Here is a 15,204-nt window from a genome sequence, read left to right on the forward strand (position 1 = left end):
GTACAAGGTACAAGGTTCAAGGCGCAAGGTTTTTTAGTCTTTAACCTTGTACCTTGCGCCTTGAACCTAACTAAATCCCTGCAAAACGCCATTTTAAAAGCAATATGCCGCCAAATACCAAAGAGACTATCTATCCCTGCCCGTTTTCTAAAGGTTACGGTATTCCCGCACGGCAAGCCTGGATATTATTAAAAGTTTTTTTAGTCTATCGCCTGATCTTGGCCGGACTATTTGTCGCTTTATTTTATAGCTACACAGACTCTTCATTACTCGGCACTTACGATAGCAAATTATTTACCTACAGCAGTCAAAGCTACTTAATACTTTCAATCATCTCCGGGGCTTGCATAACCTGGCGGCTCACCAGCTATACGACCCAAGCACAGCTGCTTATTTTCACGGACATAATCATCCTCACCTTAATCATGCACGCTTCCGGCGGCATTAATAGCGGCATGGGGACGTTGCTGGCCGTGTCGATCGCTGCAGGCGGTTTATTGATCGGCGGCCGTTGCGCAATGCTGTTTGCTGCATTGGCCAGTTTGGCGGTATTAGCTGAACAAGTTATTGCCGATTATGTCTACAGTTTTAATTCGACTTCTTACGCGAATGCCGGAATGCTGGGCGCAGCATTTTTTACGATTGCCCTGCTGTCGTATATTCTTGCGCAACGCAGTGAGCAGATATTTCAGCTTGCCGATCAGCAAAAACAAACCATCACTAAACTGGAAGATCTGAACAAGTACATTATCCGGCATCTGCAGTCGGGCATCATTATCACTAATAAGCAGCAGGCTATCCAAATGGCCAACGAGTCTGCATTACGGCTGATAAATTTATCGACAATGCCGGCCAAACTTGGCGATATCTCAGGCCAGTTACCGTTAGCATTTGAAACTTGGCTAAGCGATCCGGAACAAAATCTTGCGCTGTTGCAGCTACCGAATCAATCTGAAATTCATAGCCGCTTTATGCCTTTGCCTGCGGGCGATGATTTTTTTTATATGATTATTCTTGAAGATATTGCTCTTTATAATCAGCATGTACAGCAAAGCAAGCTCGCATCGCTAGGCCGGCTCACTGCCAGCATCGCCCATGAAATACGCAACCCGTTAAGCGCCATCACTCATGCAGGACAATTACTCTCGGAGAACCCTCTGTTATCTATCCAAGATCAAAGGCTGACAGAAATCATCCAGACTCACTCAGACCGGGTTAATCATATTATTGAAGATATTCTGCAGCTTTCCAGAAGAACTGATTCAAGAAGGGAAAAAATTCATCTAAAACCATGGCTGGATAATTACCTGAAAAATTTTATATTTGAACATTCCGTTAATATCGATGCGTTTAAGCTCTCGTATCAGCTTGAATCCCTATGCGTGCTTATCGATCCGGGGCATTTAAGGCAAATCATGGACAACCTGTGCCGGAACGCACTGAAGTACGGTAAACCTGGGGCAGGACCAATCGTATTACGTATTTTTGCGATACGGCAAGTGCCGTGCATTGAAGTCATCGATAACGGTTCCGGTATTCATCGTAAGCATCTGCCTCACTTGTTCGAACCTTTTTTTACTACGTCTTCCAGCGGCACAGGCTTGGGACTTTATATCTCAAAAGAATTAGCTGAGTTAAATCAGGCAAAATTGAGCTATTATTTAACCGCCGATAACCGGAGTTGTTTTCGACTCTGCTTGCTGAATGCGGAACAGACCATAATTGAACTATGAATAAACCACTGGTATTGATTGTAGACGACGAACCCGATATTCGTGAGCTGTTGGAAATCACTCTCAACAGAATGGATATCCAAACCTGTTGCGCTGAAAATATTGCCGGCGGCAAGACATTATTGCAACAAAAGTCTTTCGACCTTTGTTTGACCGATATGCAATTGCCTGACGGCAACGGCTTGGAGTTGGTTGATTTTATACAAGCTCTGCCTGACCCGATACCGGTTGCGGTGATTACCGCGCACGGCAGTATTGAGTCGGCCATTTTGGCAATGAAAAAAGGCGCGTTCGATTTTGTCTCCAAACCGGTCGATTTATCTACGCTAAGACAGCTTGTAAACAATGCGTTAAAACTTTTCAATACGGAAGGCGCTGTTGCTAAAGAAAGGCGGCCCCGGCATATGCTGCTGGGCGAATCTTTAGTTATGCAGGAGATCAGGGCAAAAATAGACAAGCTTGCCCGCAGCCAGGCACCCGTCTATATCAGCGGCGAATCAGGCTCAGGCAAAGAGCTGGTTGCACGGCTGATTCATCAGCAAAGTTCCCGTAGCGACCGCGCTTTTGTCGCAATCAACTGCGGAGCGATTCCGCACGAGCTGATGGAAAGCGAGTTTTTCGGCCATAAAAAAGGCAGTTTTACCGGCGCCGTCAGCGATAAAAAAGGCTTATTCCAAGCTGCTCAGGGCGGTACCTTGTTTCTTGATGAAGTCGCCGATTTGCCTTTGCCGTTGCAGGTAAAACTGCTGCGCGCGATACAGGAAAAGAAAATACGCCCGGTCGGCGATCAGCAGGAAATTCCGGTCGATATTCGCCTGCTTAGCGCGACTCACCGGAATCTTAGCGACATGGTCCAGGACGGCAGTTTCAGACAGGATTTGTATTACCGTATCAATGTCATCGATCTGCACGTACCGCCGCTACGCGATCGGCCCGACGATATACCTGTTCTTGTCGATCATATATTGGCCAAATTAACCGGGGCCGGCAAACAGGATAGGCCAAGCTTATCGCCATCGGCATTATCGGCCTTGCGTCATTATTATTTTCCCGGCAATGTCCGCGAGCTTGAAAATATCCTGGAAAGAGCCCTTGCACTCTATGACGGCAACATCATTGAAATCGATGATTTGAGTTTGCCGAAAGCTGTCCGTGGCGGCACCAAAGCGCCGGAATACGACGAAACGGCCGGCTCACTGGAGGAGCATTTGGAAAGAATTGAAAAACAAGCACTCACTCTTGCACTGGAAGCCAATAAGTGGGACAAAGCGGCTGCCGCCGAGCAATTGGGGCTATCTTTCAGATCCTTGCGTTATCGTTTGAAACAGTTTGATATGGATAGTTAACAGACAAAGAACGATAAGCCGCGTCAGGTACCGCATTAGCTTCTAAACAAAGCCACCAAGCTCTTCAGCTGCTGCAAATCTTCTTCGCTTGCAGACCGCCCGTAACGCAGTTTGATAAAGACATCGGTGATGCGATCGATGTCTTTTGCCAGGCTAGGCAGCTTTACTTTGGCTCTCTCGGCAAAATCCTTAGCCCCTTCCCCCGCCCCTCTGAAGAGCCCGTGCTTGGAGAGCTTCTTGCAAAACCGGTTATAAAAAAGCAGGGCTTTATTATCGGGAGCTTTCGGCTTTTGATAGAGCAGAAACCAACACAGCACGGCTGCAATCGATCCTACAACGGCAATCATCCAATAAACCATGGTCTTAAGATTGTTTATCCCGAATGACGACATTAAGCTGGATTGGTTTTTGTTGTCGTAATTGATAACCCAGCGCTGCCAGTTATAATCGACACTGCCCCATAGCTGCCGGGCTTGTTTTAGCCAGTCATAAGCAGATCGGGGTAAATAATTATTTGCTGTTGCGATGCCGTATGAGGTTCGCCGGTCCATGCTAATCTCCCGTTCGATTCTCTCCGGCGCAATTGCAGCCGTCGGGTCGACCCGGACCCAGCCCTTATCCTTTAGCCAGACTTCGACCCAGGCATGTGCGTCGGCTTGCCTTATTTCCATAAAATCGCCGACTTTGTTCATTTCCCCGCCTTGGTAGCCGGTCACGATGCGCGCCGGAATATGCGCGACGCGCATCAAATACACAAAAGCCGAAGCATAATGGCTGCAAAAGCCGCGCCGGGTTTGGAATAGAAACGTCTCTATCGGATTATTGTCCATGACCGGCGGTGTCAAGGTGTAATGAAAATCTTCCGTCCTGAAATAACTCAGTAATTGGTCGATGAAATTATCGGGCGCGCCGTCAAAACCCTGTAACTGCCCGACCAATTGTTTAATCTTATCCGACGGTTCGGCGGGTAGCTGTATTGCGGCTTTATATTCGCTAGCGTTGAGCGAGCCGGTGTTGTAATAAGCATAAGACGTCACTTGATACTCGGCGCGCTTATCGTGTCTGTCTGAAGTAACCAACTGATAAGCGGCATTCAGGGTTAAGGGCGGGGAAAATTCTTGCGGCATATCCAGCGCAAAAACCCAGTTTTTGTCCTGCGGCTCCATCAGCAGCGTGTATCGATAAGGCGCACCGGTAACCGAAGGCCTAGTCAACGGATTTTGAAAAGACGATTGAGTCCAGCGCTTGCCATCGCTATAAGACAAGACCGGTCCGCGCCAGTAACGTTGATTCGGCGGCGGAATCGCGCCGGCAAATTTCACCCGGAAAACCAGCTCTTCGGATAAAACCAGATCGCTGATCGAGCCGGGCTCCATGCTGTCGCTTAAGCCCGTTTTGTTTTGATGCAGGTCTTTAAACAACATCCATCGCGGTGCTTCAATGCGCGGAAACAGGATAAATAAAGCCACGGCAATCGGCAGGGCCTGAGCGATGATAATGGCTGATGTTTTTAACGCTGCCGAAGTCTGCATTTTGTAGCTGTTGATAGCAACCAGCACCGCCAACAATGCGCAGCAAACCAGCAAGATATACGCCGCCATCGCTATGCTTTGCTCGTATAGGAATTGGGAAGCCGCGACAATAAAGGCCAGGTAGCTGATCAGGTAAAGATCGCGCTCTGCTTTTATTTCCAATAACTTGAGCCCCAAGGCAGTAATGAACAAGTTAGTTCCGGCGTCCCGTCCGAATATGCCTTGATGTTGACTATAGAGCAGGCCGATTCCGCAGATCGCCAGTAACAATATAACCGGCATTTTAGGTAGCCAGTTTCGCTTCCAGATACCGGCAAAGCGCCAGCCGAGCAGCAAGCAGAAAAAGCCGAAAACGGCTGGCGGGATATGGTAGACGTGCGGAAAAACAATCAAGCCGATCGCGGACAGTAGAAAAATCAGGATGTTTTTGTCGAGTTCCGCTTTCATGATCATCAAAACAGCGCCAACGCTTCCAGGCATTTTCGATAATGCGCCAAACCGTGGTCAGGCTGTAGTTTTAGTCCCGGCAAGATAAAGCCGTAGCGAATCCCGGCTTGTTCCGCATCGATTACCCAACGGCATAGCCGGCTTAAACGCTCTTCAACATTGTGTCCGGGAGCATGGTCGTAAGTCAGCCAGATTTCCTGCAACGGCTGCTCGCCGTCGTATTGCTTGCTAAACACGCCCAAGCCTTTAGCGAAGGCTTTCCAGTGTATATGCTTGATTGGATCGCCGGGCTGGTATTCCTGCAAGCCGTAAAATTCATCGCCGCCTTTGCTGCCGGCCCCCTGCTGAACTTGCGCGGATGACGTTTGCGGAAAAGCTATGTCAAGATTCGCCGGTTTTGGATAAGCCAGGGCCTTAAGATCAAAGCGAATCGGCGACCAAGCCCGAAACAAGCCCAGAGGATACGTACTGGAAAGCGTGACAGACCGGGCTTGATGCCAGCCCCGCTTTTGCGTTACCGAATACAGCATCACATGCGTTGTGCTTTGCGGCTGCATAGCCAGGCTGTGAGTATCTTGTAATGTAATCTGTAAATGATAGCGTTCCATGTCGCCAGGATTATCGACTTGGACGCCAAATTCGGCGGCCTCTCCTGCAAACACGGCATTAGCGCGGCCTTTTTGCACCACCAAACCGGCTAACGATTTGTAGCTGTGCAAAATGACAATAAAGAAAATACTCGCCAGCAAAAACGCCAGCATATAAGCCAAGTTATTGTTATAAACGAACGCAATCAGCAACAGCAACGCAATTAATACCACGAAGCCCAATCCTCGTTGCGTCGGTAAAATAAAAATTCTCCGGTGATTCAAGACGACCGGCGCGTCGACCGGTTTTTCGCCGGAAACAAACCGGCTCAGGTTAAAGCGTTCTTTTAAGTTCAATGGACAGGAACGTTAGCTAAGATCGGGGCTACAATGGCTTCCGATTGGCTATTGCCTGCCCGCAGCCGATGCCCCGCAACAGCCGCCAGCACGGCTTGAAGATCTTCCGGGATAACCGCGTCGCGACTATCCATAAACGCCCAGGCTTTGGCCGCAGTCAAAAGCGCCAAACCGGCCCTGGGCGACAAACCGCAGTGATACTCGGATGAGCTTCGTGTGAAGTTAATGATGCCCTGGCAATAATCAAGCAGCGCATTCGAGACATGAACTTGGGCCACCGCCCCCTGTATGCTTTGCAATTGCTCCGGCGGCAATTTTACAGGCAACGATTCGCACAAACTATGACGGCTTTGCCCGGTCAGCAGTTGCCGCTCGGCCTGAGGGTCGGGATAACCCAGCTCAACGCGCATTAAAAAACGGTCCAATTGCGACTCGGGTAACGGAAACGTGCCTATTTGATGAGACGGATTTTGCGTGGCAATCACAAAAAAAGGTTCAGGCAGCGGATAGGTTGTCCCTTCCACCGTCACTTGGCGCTCTTCCATGGCTTCCAATAAGGCGCTTTGCGCTTTGGGCGTGGCGCGGTTGACTTCGTCCGCCAATATCATCTGGTTAAAAACCGGGCCGGGATGAAATTTAAATTCGTGGCTTTTGGTATCGAAAACAGAAGCGCCAATGATGTCGGCAGGCAAAATATCGCTGGTGAATTGGATCCGCTGATAATTTAAGCCCAGCAATTTTGCCAAGGTATGGGACAGCGTCGTCTTGCCGACTCCGGGAATGTCTTCTATCAAAAGATGGCCTCGAGCCAACAGGCAGCAAAGCGCGAGCCGAACCTGCCGAGGCTTGCCGAGAATGACCTGGTTGGCTGAATCCAGAAGCTGATTGATTGCATTTTGCATGATGGGTGTTAGGATGTCGGCATAAATATATTGAAATTCGGCTTTATTATAGAGCAAGATTCAAGCGCACACAGGCCGAAACAAAAAGGGGTTTGCCATGAAAGAATATGAAGAAGTACGCAGCAGTTTAATTGAAATGCTGGAAGATCTTGATGATCGGCTAAGTAAAATCACTCACGATGTCAAAGAACCTTTAGACAAAGACTTTGAAGAGCAGGCAACGCAACAGGAGAATGATGAAGTGCTGGATAGCCTGGGCAATGCGGCCAGAACGGAAATAGATTTGGTCAAGCAAGCGATCGCCAGAATAGATAAAGGCCAGTACGGCCTGTGCCAAGTTTGCGGCAATCCGATCGGTAAAGAGCGATTAAGAGCGATACCTTATTCCACCTTATGTATAAAGTGCGCCAGCCAGGCAGGCTACTGAGCAAAAAATCCAAATAATTAAGGTTTTGAGGGCGGCTAATCGGCCGCCCGTTAGATCGAGGCAGTTTACTTCATTAAAATTTATCAATATAAAACCAGAGCTTACAAGACAATTTGCTCAAATCCTTTGTTTAATAAGCTTCCCGCCCTTATAATCCAGCAAAACTCCAAAGTTTTTTCCATTTCTTATTTATTCCACTACAACCAGAGACTTGTTTAACGATGAAAATGAAAATCGCCCTATTTTTAGGACTGTTATTGATTACCAATATGAGCTTCGCTGACGACTTAAAGATCGGCTTTGTTAACATACCCGCCGTACTTGAAAAAGCGCCTCAAGCCGAAAAAGCCAAAAAACGTCTGGAACAAGAGTTTTCGCCGCGCGATAAGCAATTAGTTGCCCAACAAAAAGAAATTCAAAACATGGATGAAAAACTGGCCCGCGATGCTGCCGTGATGGGTGAATCGGCTCGCGCTAACATGGAAAAAGACATCCTGAACAAGAAAAGAGACGCAAAAAGAGCGCAACAAGAATTCAGCGAAGACTTCAACGTCCGCCGTAATGAAGAGCTGGGTAAACTGCAAAGCAAGATTGTTGAAGTGATACGCGATATCGCCAAAACTCAAAATTTTGACTTGTTACTGACTGACGGCGTTATCTATGCCAGCGAACAAATCGACGTTACTGCCCAAGTTCAACAAAAGCTGTCAGCTTTGCCGAACTAATTGATCTTTATTGTTGTTGCTTGAATAGCCTAACAATACTGCAATCCCGAGCATAAAGGCGACCGATAAGTCGCCTTTATCACACCCAAAGCCCACTCTCCTCGAACTTTCCAGCGCTTTCCCCGGCGGCAGCCATCGTCTCGTTACAATTTGCGTTAGATCGAATGATATGAACAAGCGACAACTGATCGAAAAACTGTCATTGGTTGCCCATATTGAGGGCGGCTATTTTTCCAGAACCTACAGTTCCGAGCTCAAAACCTGTCTATCAGCCGATTCAAAACCAAAATCGTTGCTGTCCTCCATTTTTTACATGTTGACCGACGACAGCCCTATCGGTCATTTGCACAAGAATAAATCGGACATTATTCACTACTTTCATGGCGGCTCGCCTTTAACTTATCTAATCCTTCATCCCGACGGCCGCCTTGAAAAGATAATACTTGGCGCCGATCTCGATAACGGCCAGCAACTGCAATTGATTGTCAAAGGAGGATGCTGGAAAGCCACCGAACTGGAATCGGGCGAATTCGGCCTAATCAGTGAGGCCGTAACACCTGGTTTTGAATACGAGGATATGGAATTGGCGGAAGAGAAGACCATAAAAGACCAGTTTCCACAGCTATGGAATCAAATCTCAAAATACATCCGGTAAAAACCTCAATCCCAATCGCTTTTCCCCAATCGCTTTTGCCGGTTTACCGCCGACAGTAGCCGATAAAACAGTGTCTTACAGACACCGATAACCTGCGGCGCATAAAGTTTTACCTTTTGCAGCAACAAAACGCCCAACCTGAAAAGCACTAAAACGGCACGGTAACCAATTTCCTGCAATCGGCGGAGCAGCGGCCGTAGCTCGGCAAAACTTACCTCCCTGTCCTTGACCTTACCGCGCCGATGCAGCCAGTGCAATAAACCGCTGACATAAAGAACGAATAACGCGATACCGGACAAAAACCAGATAAACCGGCCCGTCCCGCCAAACGCCTCGCCGGTATGCGTAGGCCATATCCAGGTTGTCAATGTCTCGCCCGGAGTAAACCCGGACGGATCGCGCACCTCCCTGATCTGCCCGCTCCAGCGATCAACCCAGACCGTAGTGTAGGGATGCCGCCGGTTAACTTCGCTACCTTGCCGCAAATTGATGCGATAAATGCCGCTGTCGCCGGTCGGCGTCGTGACCCGTCTGAGCTCGGCTTTCGGGAATGGGCTGCGCGCTATAAATTCGGCCGCTTCCAGGCCGACCGGATGATTATTCGGAGTCGCCGTGCTGATGATAGTACGCCCTGTTTCGCCGTGTTCCATGCCCGACGAGCCGATCAGCGTTTCCGGAATCGAAGGAAAACTCAAGTTAAAGCCGGTGACGGCCAGCAGCAATAAGATCGCTGCGCTAAGCAGCCCGATAATGCGGTGCAGGTCGAAGGCTAGCTGCATCATGCTTGCCGTGCCAGGGGGAACTTTTACCGCCACGGACGGTCCGTATGACGGCAGCCTGTACGAGGCGCGCCCGGCGAATGACTCCCAAATTCCCCTGATAGCCGGCCACCACAGGTACACGCCGGTAACGATAGAAACCATCAGCAATAAGCCCAAAACGCCAACCGCATTCCAGCCGAAGCGGCCGAATCCCAACTGGGTGTGTAAATCAAGCAGCCACGTGACGATTGTCTGCCCCCAAAACCGGCTGGCAACGACCTCGGCGGTATACGGGTTGACCGATACCATTAACGGCGCATACAGCTCAAAGAAAGTTTCCCGAGGTTTGTCGTACCAGACCGTAATCATGCCGTGCGTGGACCTGGGCATTTCCAGAGTCCAGGAACCGTGTCGGTTAGGATGTGCCGCCTGCACCGCCGCGATAATTTTATCGAGCGACTGGCGCTTGCCCGACGGTTGTTCGATAACCAATTCCGGATTCAGTAATTCGTCCAACTCTTCATGGTAAATGCCGATACTGCCGGTTAGGCCTATCAGTGCAAAAAAGAAGCCTACGATTAATGCCAAATAAACATGAATCTTAAGCCAAGTTGTCCGGGTGAGCAGGCGTTGAATAGGAAATTGCATGGCGTTGTAGCAAGATAAAAAAGCTCATTATCCCATACGGAGTTATGCGGAACTAAACAATTAGCTTCCCTCGGCAAGATCGAAAAAACTGTGTGATATGCCTTATTTGTACTGCGTCATATCGCGCAATTTTACAAAACCCAGCCGCGCGAGCGGGCTTGATAATTCGCCGTAAGCCTTATCACATCTTGCCTGCCGTTATAGATACAGAGAACTTATCCTCCTCTGGCATGGATGCTGCACTTACCTGTCAAACACTTGCTATTCGATAGCCTGATTTCCAATGCTAACAACAATGCCCCAATCCAAACACGATCTACTCAACAACCTGTTCCATTATCACAGCAAAGAGCTGTTGGCATTCGCTGGCTGCCGGGTGGGCGATTTTGCCGCCGAAGATCTGGTTCAGGAAACCTATCTACGTTTACTACAGCATCCCGAGCCATCATCTATCAACAATCCGCGCGCTTATCTTTATAAGATAATAGCCAATCTCGGTTTCGACCATCATCGTAAAGAAAACGTTCGCAGCAAATACGCCGAAACCGATGAAGTCGAACTGGATGAGCTGGTTTCGCCGCTGCCGGGACCGGAAGCGTTAATGGAAGGTGAAATACTATTTCGTAACTGTTTGACCGCGTTAAAAACACTGCCCGAGGTCTACCTGCATATTTTCTTGCTGAGCCGGGTCAATGGCTTAACCCACAACGAAATCGCAACCAACTTGCAGCTTTCCAGGCAAACCGTGGAACGCTATTGCTCGAAGGCGCTATCCCAGTGTTTTCCCCATGCCCGGCAAAACCGCGACTCAAGCAGCGAGAATCGGTAGCCGTTATTGCCTTATACTGCATCAGTCCGTCTTGACGAATCATCAGCAAATGGCTGATTAAAAGAACATGAAATAACTCGCGGCGTAAGTTTTCCGGTATTTTGGAGTGCAAGCGCTGCTTGCAAAGCAGGCAAAGCCTGCGCTCAAACTATTGGCAACTCGCTCAAGCACACGTTCTTTAATTAACACAACAAAGAGAAAACTAAACAATGAAACTATTAACCCTATTTCTTCCGGCCGCGTTATTTATAGCGGCGCCTGCATTAGCCGTAGAGAAAGCAAGCGAGGAGCGGCTTGACGAGGTTGTGCAACGCGGTTCGCATATCATGCCTTTCGACTTGGAGCAAACCATGCATATTTTCTCAAAAACCGAAAAAGGCGGTTTACAGCAAGTCATCGCCGAAGACGGCGCCAATACCGGGCAAATCAAGTTAATCCGTGAACATTTGGCGAAAATTTCCAAAGAGTTCATTCAAGGCGACTTTTCCAACCCGGCCAAAATTCATGGTGAAAATATGCCGGGCTTAGCGGAGCTCAGGATGACAAAACCGGGTCAAGTCAAAATTGTTTACAAGGAGCTGCCCGACGGCGCCGAGATCGACTATTCAACCGACGACCCGAAATTGATTGAGGCTATCCATCGCTGGTTCGACGCGCAATTGAGCGATCATGCCCGTCATGCCGTTCCCGGTCATCCCCATCATTTAATGCACCATAAACCGTAACAGCGGCTTGGCCGGAACTCTCGCGAAGCCTCGAAAGAGTGCCAGGAGCATACGCGCCATGTTATGCTTTTTCCTATCATTAAAGGTCTGTATGAAACACACGAGGAAACGGCTATGGGTTTGGCATTAAAAGATACTCAGCACCATTGTTACGGCGATTATTTGACTTGGCCGGACAATAATCGCTATGAACTGATCGATGGCAACGCGTATGCGATGTCTCCGGCTCCCTATCTGGCGCATCAGGATGTAGCCGGGGAAATTTATCTACAAGCTCGCTTAGCACTTAAAGGTAAACCGTGCCGCGCTTTCATTGCCCCTATCGATGTCCGCCTGCCAAAACAGAATGAAGCGGACGAAAACATCGATACCGTCGTGCAGCCGGACGTGTTGGTGGTCTGCGACAGCAACAAACTGGACCGGCGCGGCGTGCGCGGCGCGCCGGATTGGATCGTCGAAGTGTTGTCACCCTCCACGGCCGGACACGACCAAATCAAAAAGCGCAGTCTATACGAGCGTCATGGCGTAAAAGAATATTGGCTGATTCATCCGATTGACCGGGTGTTGACCGTTTACCGATTGATCGACGGAGAATACGGCAAGCCCGAACTGTACGAATTAAACGGCGAAACCCAGGTCAGCGTATTACCGGATATTGTGATTCAGTGGGACGAATTGGCTGCTCGGTTGCCGGTTGATTATTGACCCTATGACTTGGATAAAAACAAATGATGAGGAGGAGTTAAAAATGCCGATTTTGTCCATGTTTTATGGCATTGTGGTTTATATGTACTGTTATGACAATCAGCGTCATCATGCGCCGCACTTTCATGTTGAGTATAGTGAGTTTACTGCTGTTATTGCGATTGAAGATGGTGAAGTGCTGGAAGGCGAGTTACCGCGTAATAAAATGAAGCTAGTGCAAGCTTGGCTTGAAATTCATCGCGATGAAATAATGGCGGACTGGAGTCTGGCTGTTCGAGGGATACAGCCTGAGCGAATTAAGCCGTTACAGTAGGAGGCTCTAAATGAATAAGGTTATTACTGTATACCCCTTGTTACATCAACATTTGTTTGTTGAAATGGCTGATGGTCAGCGTGGTGAGTTTGATATGACGCCATACCTGGAAAGCGATTTTTTCTCTGCATTAAAGGATGACGCCTATTTCAAGCAGGTAACGGTCTTTTTTCGTGGCGTTGGCTGGCCTGATGGGCAGGATATTGGGCCCGATACAATTGAAGCGGGATTGGTAAAATCCAGAAATTTGTAAGCATTGAAAAAGGGCGCGATGCGCGCCCTACCCGGCTCATTTTCTCCGCCGCGGCGAAGGAGTTGTCGTTGAAAAAACACTCTCCCAAAAAAAACCATTTTGGAAAGCGAAAAGATATGCAGACAAATTATCAACTGCACCACTACTAACTTTATATACTGTGAAAAACAGTATGGGTGAGAAGAGCAAAGCCAACAGAACGGTCGGGCTACTGAGTAAATAAGATAATAGCTGACGAATGTTATTTAACCCTGAGTTAGTGGCTTTTATTGCCTCTATTAAAAGAGCTGAAAATATGCCTGCCAGCATAGCACCCCCAAGAATAATAGGATTCCAAATAGATTCTTTTGGGCTGGAAGGCGGTGTCATGTAAAACACTGAAAATTTATCTACAGCGGCCCATTGTGCGCCAAACCATATAATAAGTGCATAAATAAACAGAGTGCAAAAATACCCGATTGAATAAAATAAATATTTTTGATTCATTCTGAATTCCTCATTCCCAATGATTTTTCCATCATAAACTGTTCTGGTCTAGCCTTATAACGCAAATCTTCAGGCAAATTAGAAACGTCTTGAAGTAAGTCGCACGGTGTGTAAATTTGGGAATTTATGGGAATGTTCCATGAACATATGTCTACTGGCTGCTGCAGATTCTTAAGGGATTTAACCCAGGAGTTCATGATGTGCTTTGCATCATCTTTTTTCCCTGCTCCGTAGAGGGCGGCACTATATCGAACAAGCAAGTCCTTATAGTCTTTGTCTTTCCCTGCTCCCTGATAGTCCACCCAGCGCTGAATCGCCTCTTCTGCTAAGGAAACCGCTTCTAGACTCCCTTTTTGCGCTGTAATAGCCAGAGATAGCAGCGACAATGTATTGTAATAGTTGGTGGGACTATTTATTTTATCAACACACTTGGCTAAGCACGTTCTTAGTAATTTTTCAGCTTTTTGGTAGCCACCGACCTTAATTAAGAAAACCGACGTGTTAATAATTAACGATGCTACCTTTGTGTTTTCGGCAGGAATATTTAGAGCATCTGTAGCATCGACGGTATTGAGGATTTGAAGTTGAATATCCGCTAATTCGCTCAATGCTTTCACTGATTCGTCTTCCTCTGCCAGATCAGCCAGATGTTCGATTAGATTGCTAACAGCTTCGTTTACTAATTCCGCCATGTCCAGTGTGAAGTCTTTACAAACTTTTAATGCTGATACGCCTGCAAGTGATGATGCGCGCATGCTGTGATACTGCTCGCTTTGAGCCTGAAAACTGGCAAGTTGGAAAAGTTGCTTGCCTTGCTCACAAGGTTGTGCCGAGAGCTTAGGCCCTTCAATATATCGTGTCCACAAATTGCCGATAAGCATTATTTCAGCAGCCCTTAAGCCAATTTTCTCCAAGCTTGCTCGCGCTATATCTGTTGGTCGCTCAGATGCTCCCCATGTTTCCATGAGCATTTTCCAATTCGACAAAAGTGAAGCCGTTGGTGATTCATCACCTGAATATTGTAAGACTTCTCCATGCTCCAATCTGCTGGGATGACCAACGCGGCTTGATGCATATAAATAGTCAAATCCTACGGAAGGAGGCACGAGAGCAGAAAATATATAAGGTTCCACTTCCTTTACTAAAATTTCCTTTGCTTCATCGACGTTCCCAGTCAAATTCAATCCCTCGGCAAAACGTAACTTTAGCTTTATGCGATCAGAGACACTAGTGCTCGGGAGATATTTAAAGTTAGATTGATAATAGGCAACGGCTAAAGCGCCATAACCGCGAGACAAAAGGGTATCCAAGTACAAAAGCTCAGTATTTACAGAAGTCTTTACTGGTAAATGGAGGGATGGCGAATTTAATGAGCATGAGGATTCAAAACTTGGTTCGTCTCTCTCCTCTTCAATAATAGAGCGTCTCAGTTCACTAAAACCGTCGGTGTCGTCCAAGATTTCATGAAAGTGATTATTAATAAATTCACCTAGTGTTAAGGCCCGAAGAAGAAATGGAGGGTGCCTATTTTCGTTAACATATAATCTCATCTTTTCATTTTTTTTTATATTTTGAGTGCGTACTTCATCTTGATATAGCCGCTCCGCTACAACCCAAAGCCCCTCTATCATATTGAAAGTATCAAATCTATTTAACAGTATTTTCCTCAACATTAATCCATCATAGAACTTACGCATTGACAGCCGGTATAGAATATGAGGCATGAACTAACCCTAGGCAACGGAAGGCCCGCCCGTGATAAGAAAAATAAGC

The 15,204-nt window shown here is 47.7% G+C and carries 16 protein-coding genes; 10 read left to right on the forward strand and 6 right to left on the reverse strand.

The genetic code is table 11. From position 1 onward, the window contains the following. The first annotated feature begins 104 nt into the window (after nt 1-104). Both EKO24_RS09735 and EKO24_RS09740 read left to right on the forward strand, forming a co-directional pair. Nucleotides 105-1,733 carry a sensor histidine kinase gene (locus EKO24_RS09735; RefSeq protein ID WP_127029163.1) on the forward strand — a complete coding sequence of 543 codons (1,629 nt, stop codon included), beginning with the start codon at nt 105-107 and terminating at the stop codon, nt 1,731-1,733. After that, on the forward strand, nt 1,730-3,079 hold the full coding sequence (locus EKO24_RS09740; protein ID WP_127029162.1) for a sigma-54-dependent transcriptional regulator: 1,350 nt from the start codon (nt 1,730-1,732) through the stop codon (nt 3,077-3,079). The genes EKO24_RS09735 and EKO24_RS09740 overlap by 4 nt, the downstream gene beginning before the upstream one ends. A gap of 35 nt (nt 3,080-3,114) precedes the next feature. On the opposite strand, the gene EKO24_RS09745 is transcribed toward EKO24_RS09740, so the two are convergent. From EKO24_RS09745 to EKO24_RS09755, 3 genes are read right to left on the reverse strand one after another with little or no spacing between them, the layout of a single operon-like run. Beyond that, on the reverse strand, nt 3,115-5,058 hold the full coding sequence (locus EKO24_RS09745) for a transglutaminase TgpA family protein (RefSeq protein ID WP_127029205.1): 1,944 nt from the start codon (nt 5,056-5,058) through the stop codon (nt 3,115-3,117). A 5-nt stretch (nt 5,059-5,063) separates the two neighbouring features. After that, entirely contained in the window at nt 5,064-6,002 is a 939-nt protein-coding gene (locus tag EKO24_RS09750) for a DUF58 domain-containing protein (protein ID WP_127029161.1), read from the reverse strand. Beyond that, nucleotides 5,999-6,904 carry an AAA family ATPase gene (locus EKO24_RS09755; RefSeq protein ID WP_127029160.1) on the reverse strand — a complete coding sequence of 302 codons (906 nt, stop codon included), beginning with the start codon at nt 6,902-6,904 and terminating at the stop codon, nt 5,999-6,001. The genes EKO24_RS09750 and EKO24_RS09755 overlap by 4 nt, the downstream gene beginning before the upstream one ends. A 97-nt stretch (nt 6,905-7,001) precedes the next feature. On the opposite strand from EKO24_RS09755, the gene EKO24_RS09760 reads away from it, so the two are divergent. The 3 genes from EKO24_RS09760 (at nt 7,002) to EKO24_RS09770 (ending at nt 8,711) form a co-directional block, all read left to right on the forward strand. Beyond that, on the forward strand, nt 7,002-7,331 hold the full coding sequence (locus tag EKO24_RS09760) for a TraR/DksA family transcriptional regulator (protein WP_127029159.1): 330 nt from the start codon (nt 7,002-7,004) through the stop codon (nt 7,329-7,331). Between the two features lie 221 nt (nt 7,332-7,552). Next, a complete protein-coding gene (locus EKO24_RS09765) occupies nt 7,553-8,056 on the forward strand; it encodes an OmpH/Skp family outer membrane protein (protein WP_127029158.1) in 504 nt (167 codons plus the stop codon). Nucleotides 8,057-8,225: 169 nt separating this feature from the next. Continuing rightward, on the forward strand, nt 8,226-8,711 hold the full coding sequence (locus tag EKO24_RS09770; protein ID WP_127029157.1) for a cupin domain-containing protein: 486 nt from the start codon (nt 8,226-8,228) through the stop codon (nt 8,709-8,711). A gap of 5 nt (nt 8,712-8,716) precedes the next feature. Here EKO24_RS09770 and EKO24_RS09775 read toward each other — a convergent pair whose 3' ends face one another. Then, entirely contained in the window at nt 8,717-10,120 is a 1,404-nt protein-coding gene (locus tag EKO24_RS09775; RefSeq protein WP_127029156.1) for a PepSY-associated TM helix domain-containing protein, read from the reverse strand. A 295-nt stretch (nt 10,121-10,415) separates the two neighbouring features. On the opposite strand from EKO24_RS09775, the gene EKO24_RS09780 reads away from it, so the two are divergent. The 5 genes from EKO24_RS09780 (at nt 10,416) to EKO24_RS09800 (ending at nt 12,945) form a co-directional block, all read left to right on the forward strand. Then, entirely contained in the window at nt 10,416-10,949 is a 534-nt protein-coding gene (locus EKO24_RS09780) for an RNA polymerase sigma factor (RefSeq protein WP_127029155.1), read from the forward strand. 209 nt (nt 10,950-11,158) lie between these two features. Then, entirely contained in the window at nt 11,159-11,674 is a 516-nt protein-coding gene (locus EKO24_RS09785; RefSeq protein WP_127029154.1) for an aspartate carbamoyltransferase, read from the forward strand. A gap of 114 nt (nt 11,675-11,788) precedes the next feature. Then, nucleotides 11,789-12,379 carry a Uma2 family endonuclease gene (locus EKO24_RS09790; protein ID WP_127029153.1) on the forward strand — a complete coding sequence of 197 codons (591 nt, stop codon included), beginning with the start codon at nt 11,789-11,791 and terminating at the stop codon, nt 12,377-12,379. A 4-nt stretch (nt 12,380-12,383) separates the two neighbouring features. Then, nucleotides 12,384-12,692, forward strand: coding sequence for a type II toxin-antitoxin system toxin DhiT (gene dhiT, locus EKO24_RS09795; RefSeq protein WP_241674454.1), 309 nt, complete (start codon nt 12,384-12,386; stop codon nt 12,690-12,692). Nucleotides 12,693-12,702: 10 nt separating this feature from the next. Next, nucleotides 12,703-12,945, forward strand: coding sequence for a DUF2442 domain-containing protein (locus tag EKO24_RS09800; RefSeq protein ID WP_127029152.1), 243 nt, complete (start codon nt 12,703-12,705; stop codon nt 12,943-12,945). A gap of 36 nt (nt 12,946-12,981) precedes the next feature. On the opposite strand, the gene EKO24_RS09805 is transcribed toward EKO24_RS09800, so the two are convergent. Next, nucleotides 12,982-13,431: a hypothetical protein gene (locus EKO24_RS09805; protein ID WP_127029151.1), complete on the reverse strand. Its 450-nt coding sequence runs from the start codon at nt 13,429-13,431 to the stop codon at nt 12,982-12,984. After that, nucleotides 13,428-15,128, reverse strand: coding sequence for a hypothetical protein (locus EKO24_RS09810; RefSeq protein ID WP_127029150.1), 1,701 nt, complete (start codon nt 15,126-15,128; stop codon nt 13,428-13,430). Before EKO24_RS09810 ends, EKO24_RS09805 begins: the two co-directional genes overlap by 4 nt. Nucleotides 15,129-15,204 lie beyond the last annotated feature (76 nt).

It is taken from the genome of Candidatus Methylobacter oryzae (assembly GCF_003994235.2).
Classification (GTDB): Bacteria; Pseudomonadota; Gammaproteobacteria; order Methylococcales; family Methylomonadaceae; genus Methylobacter_A; species Methylobacter_A oryzae.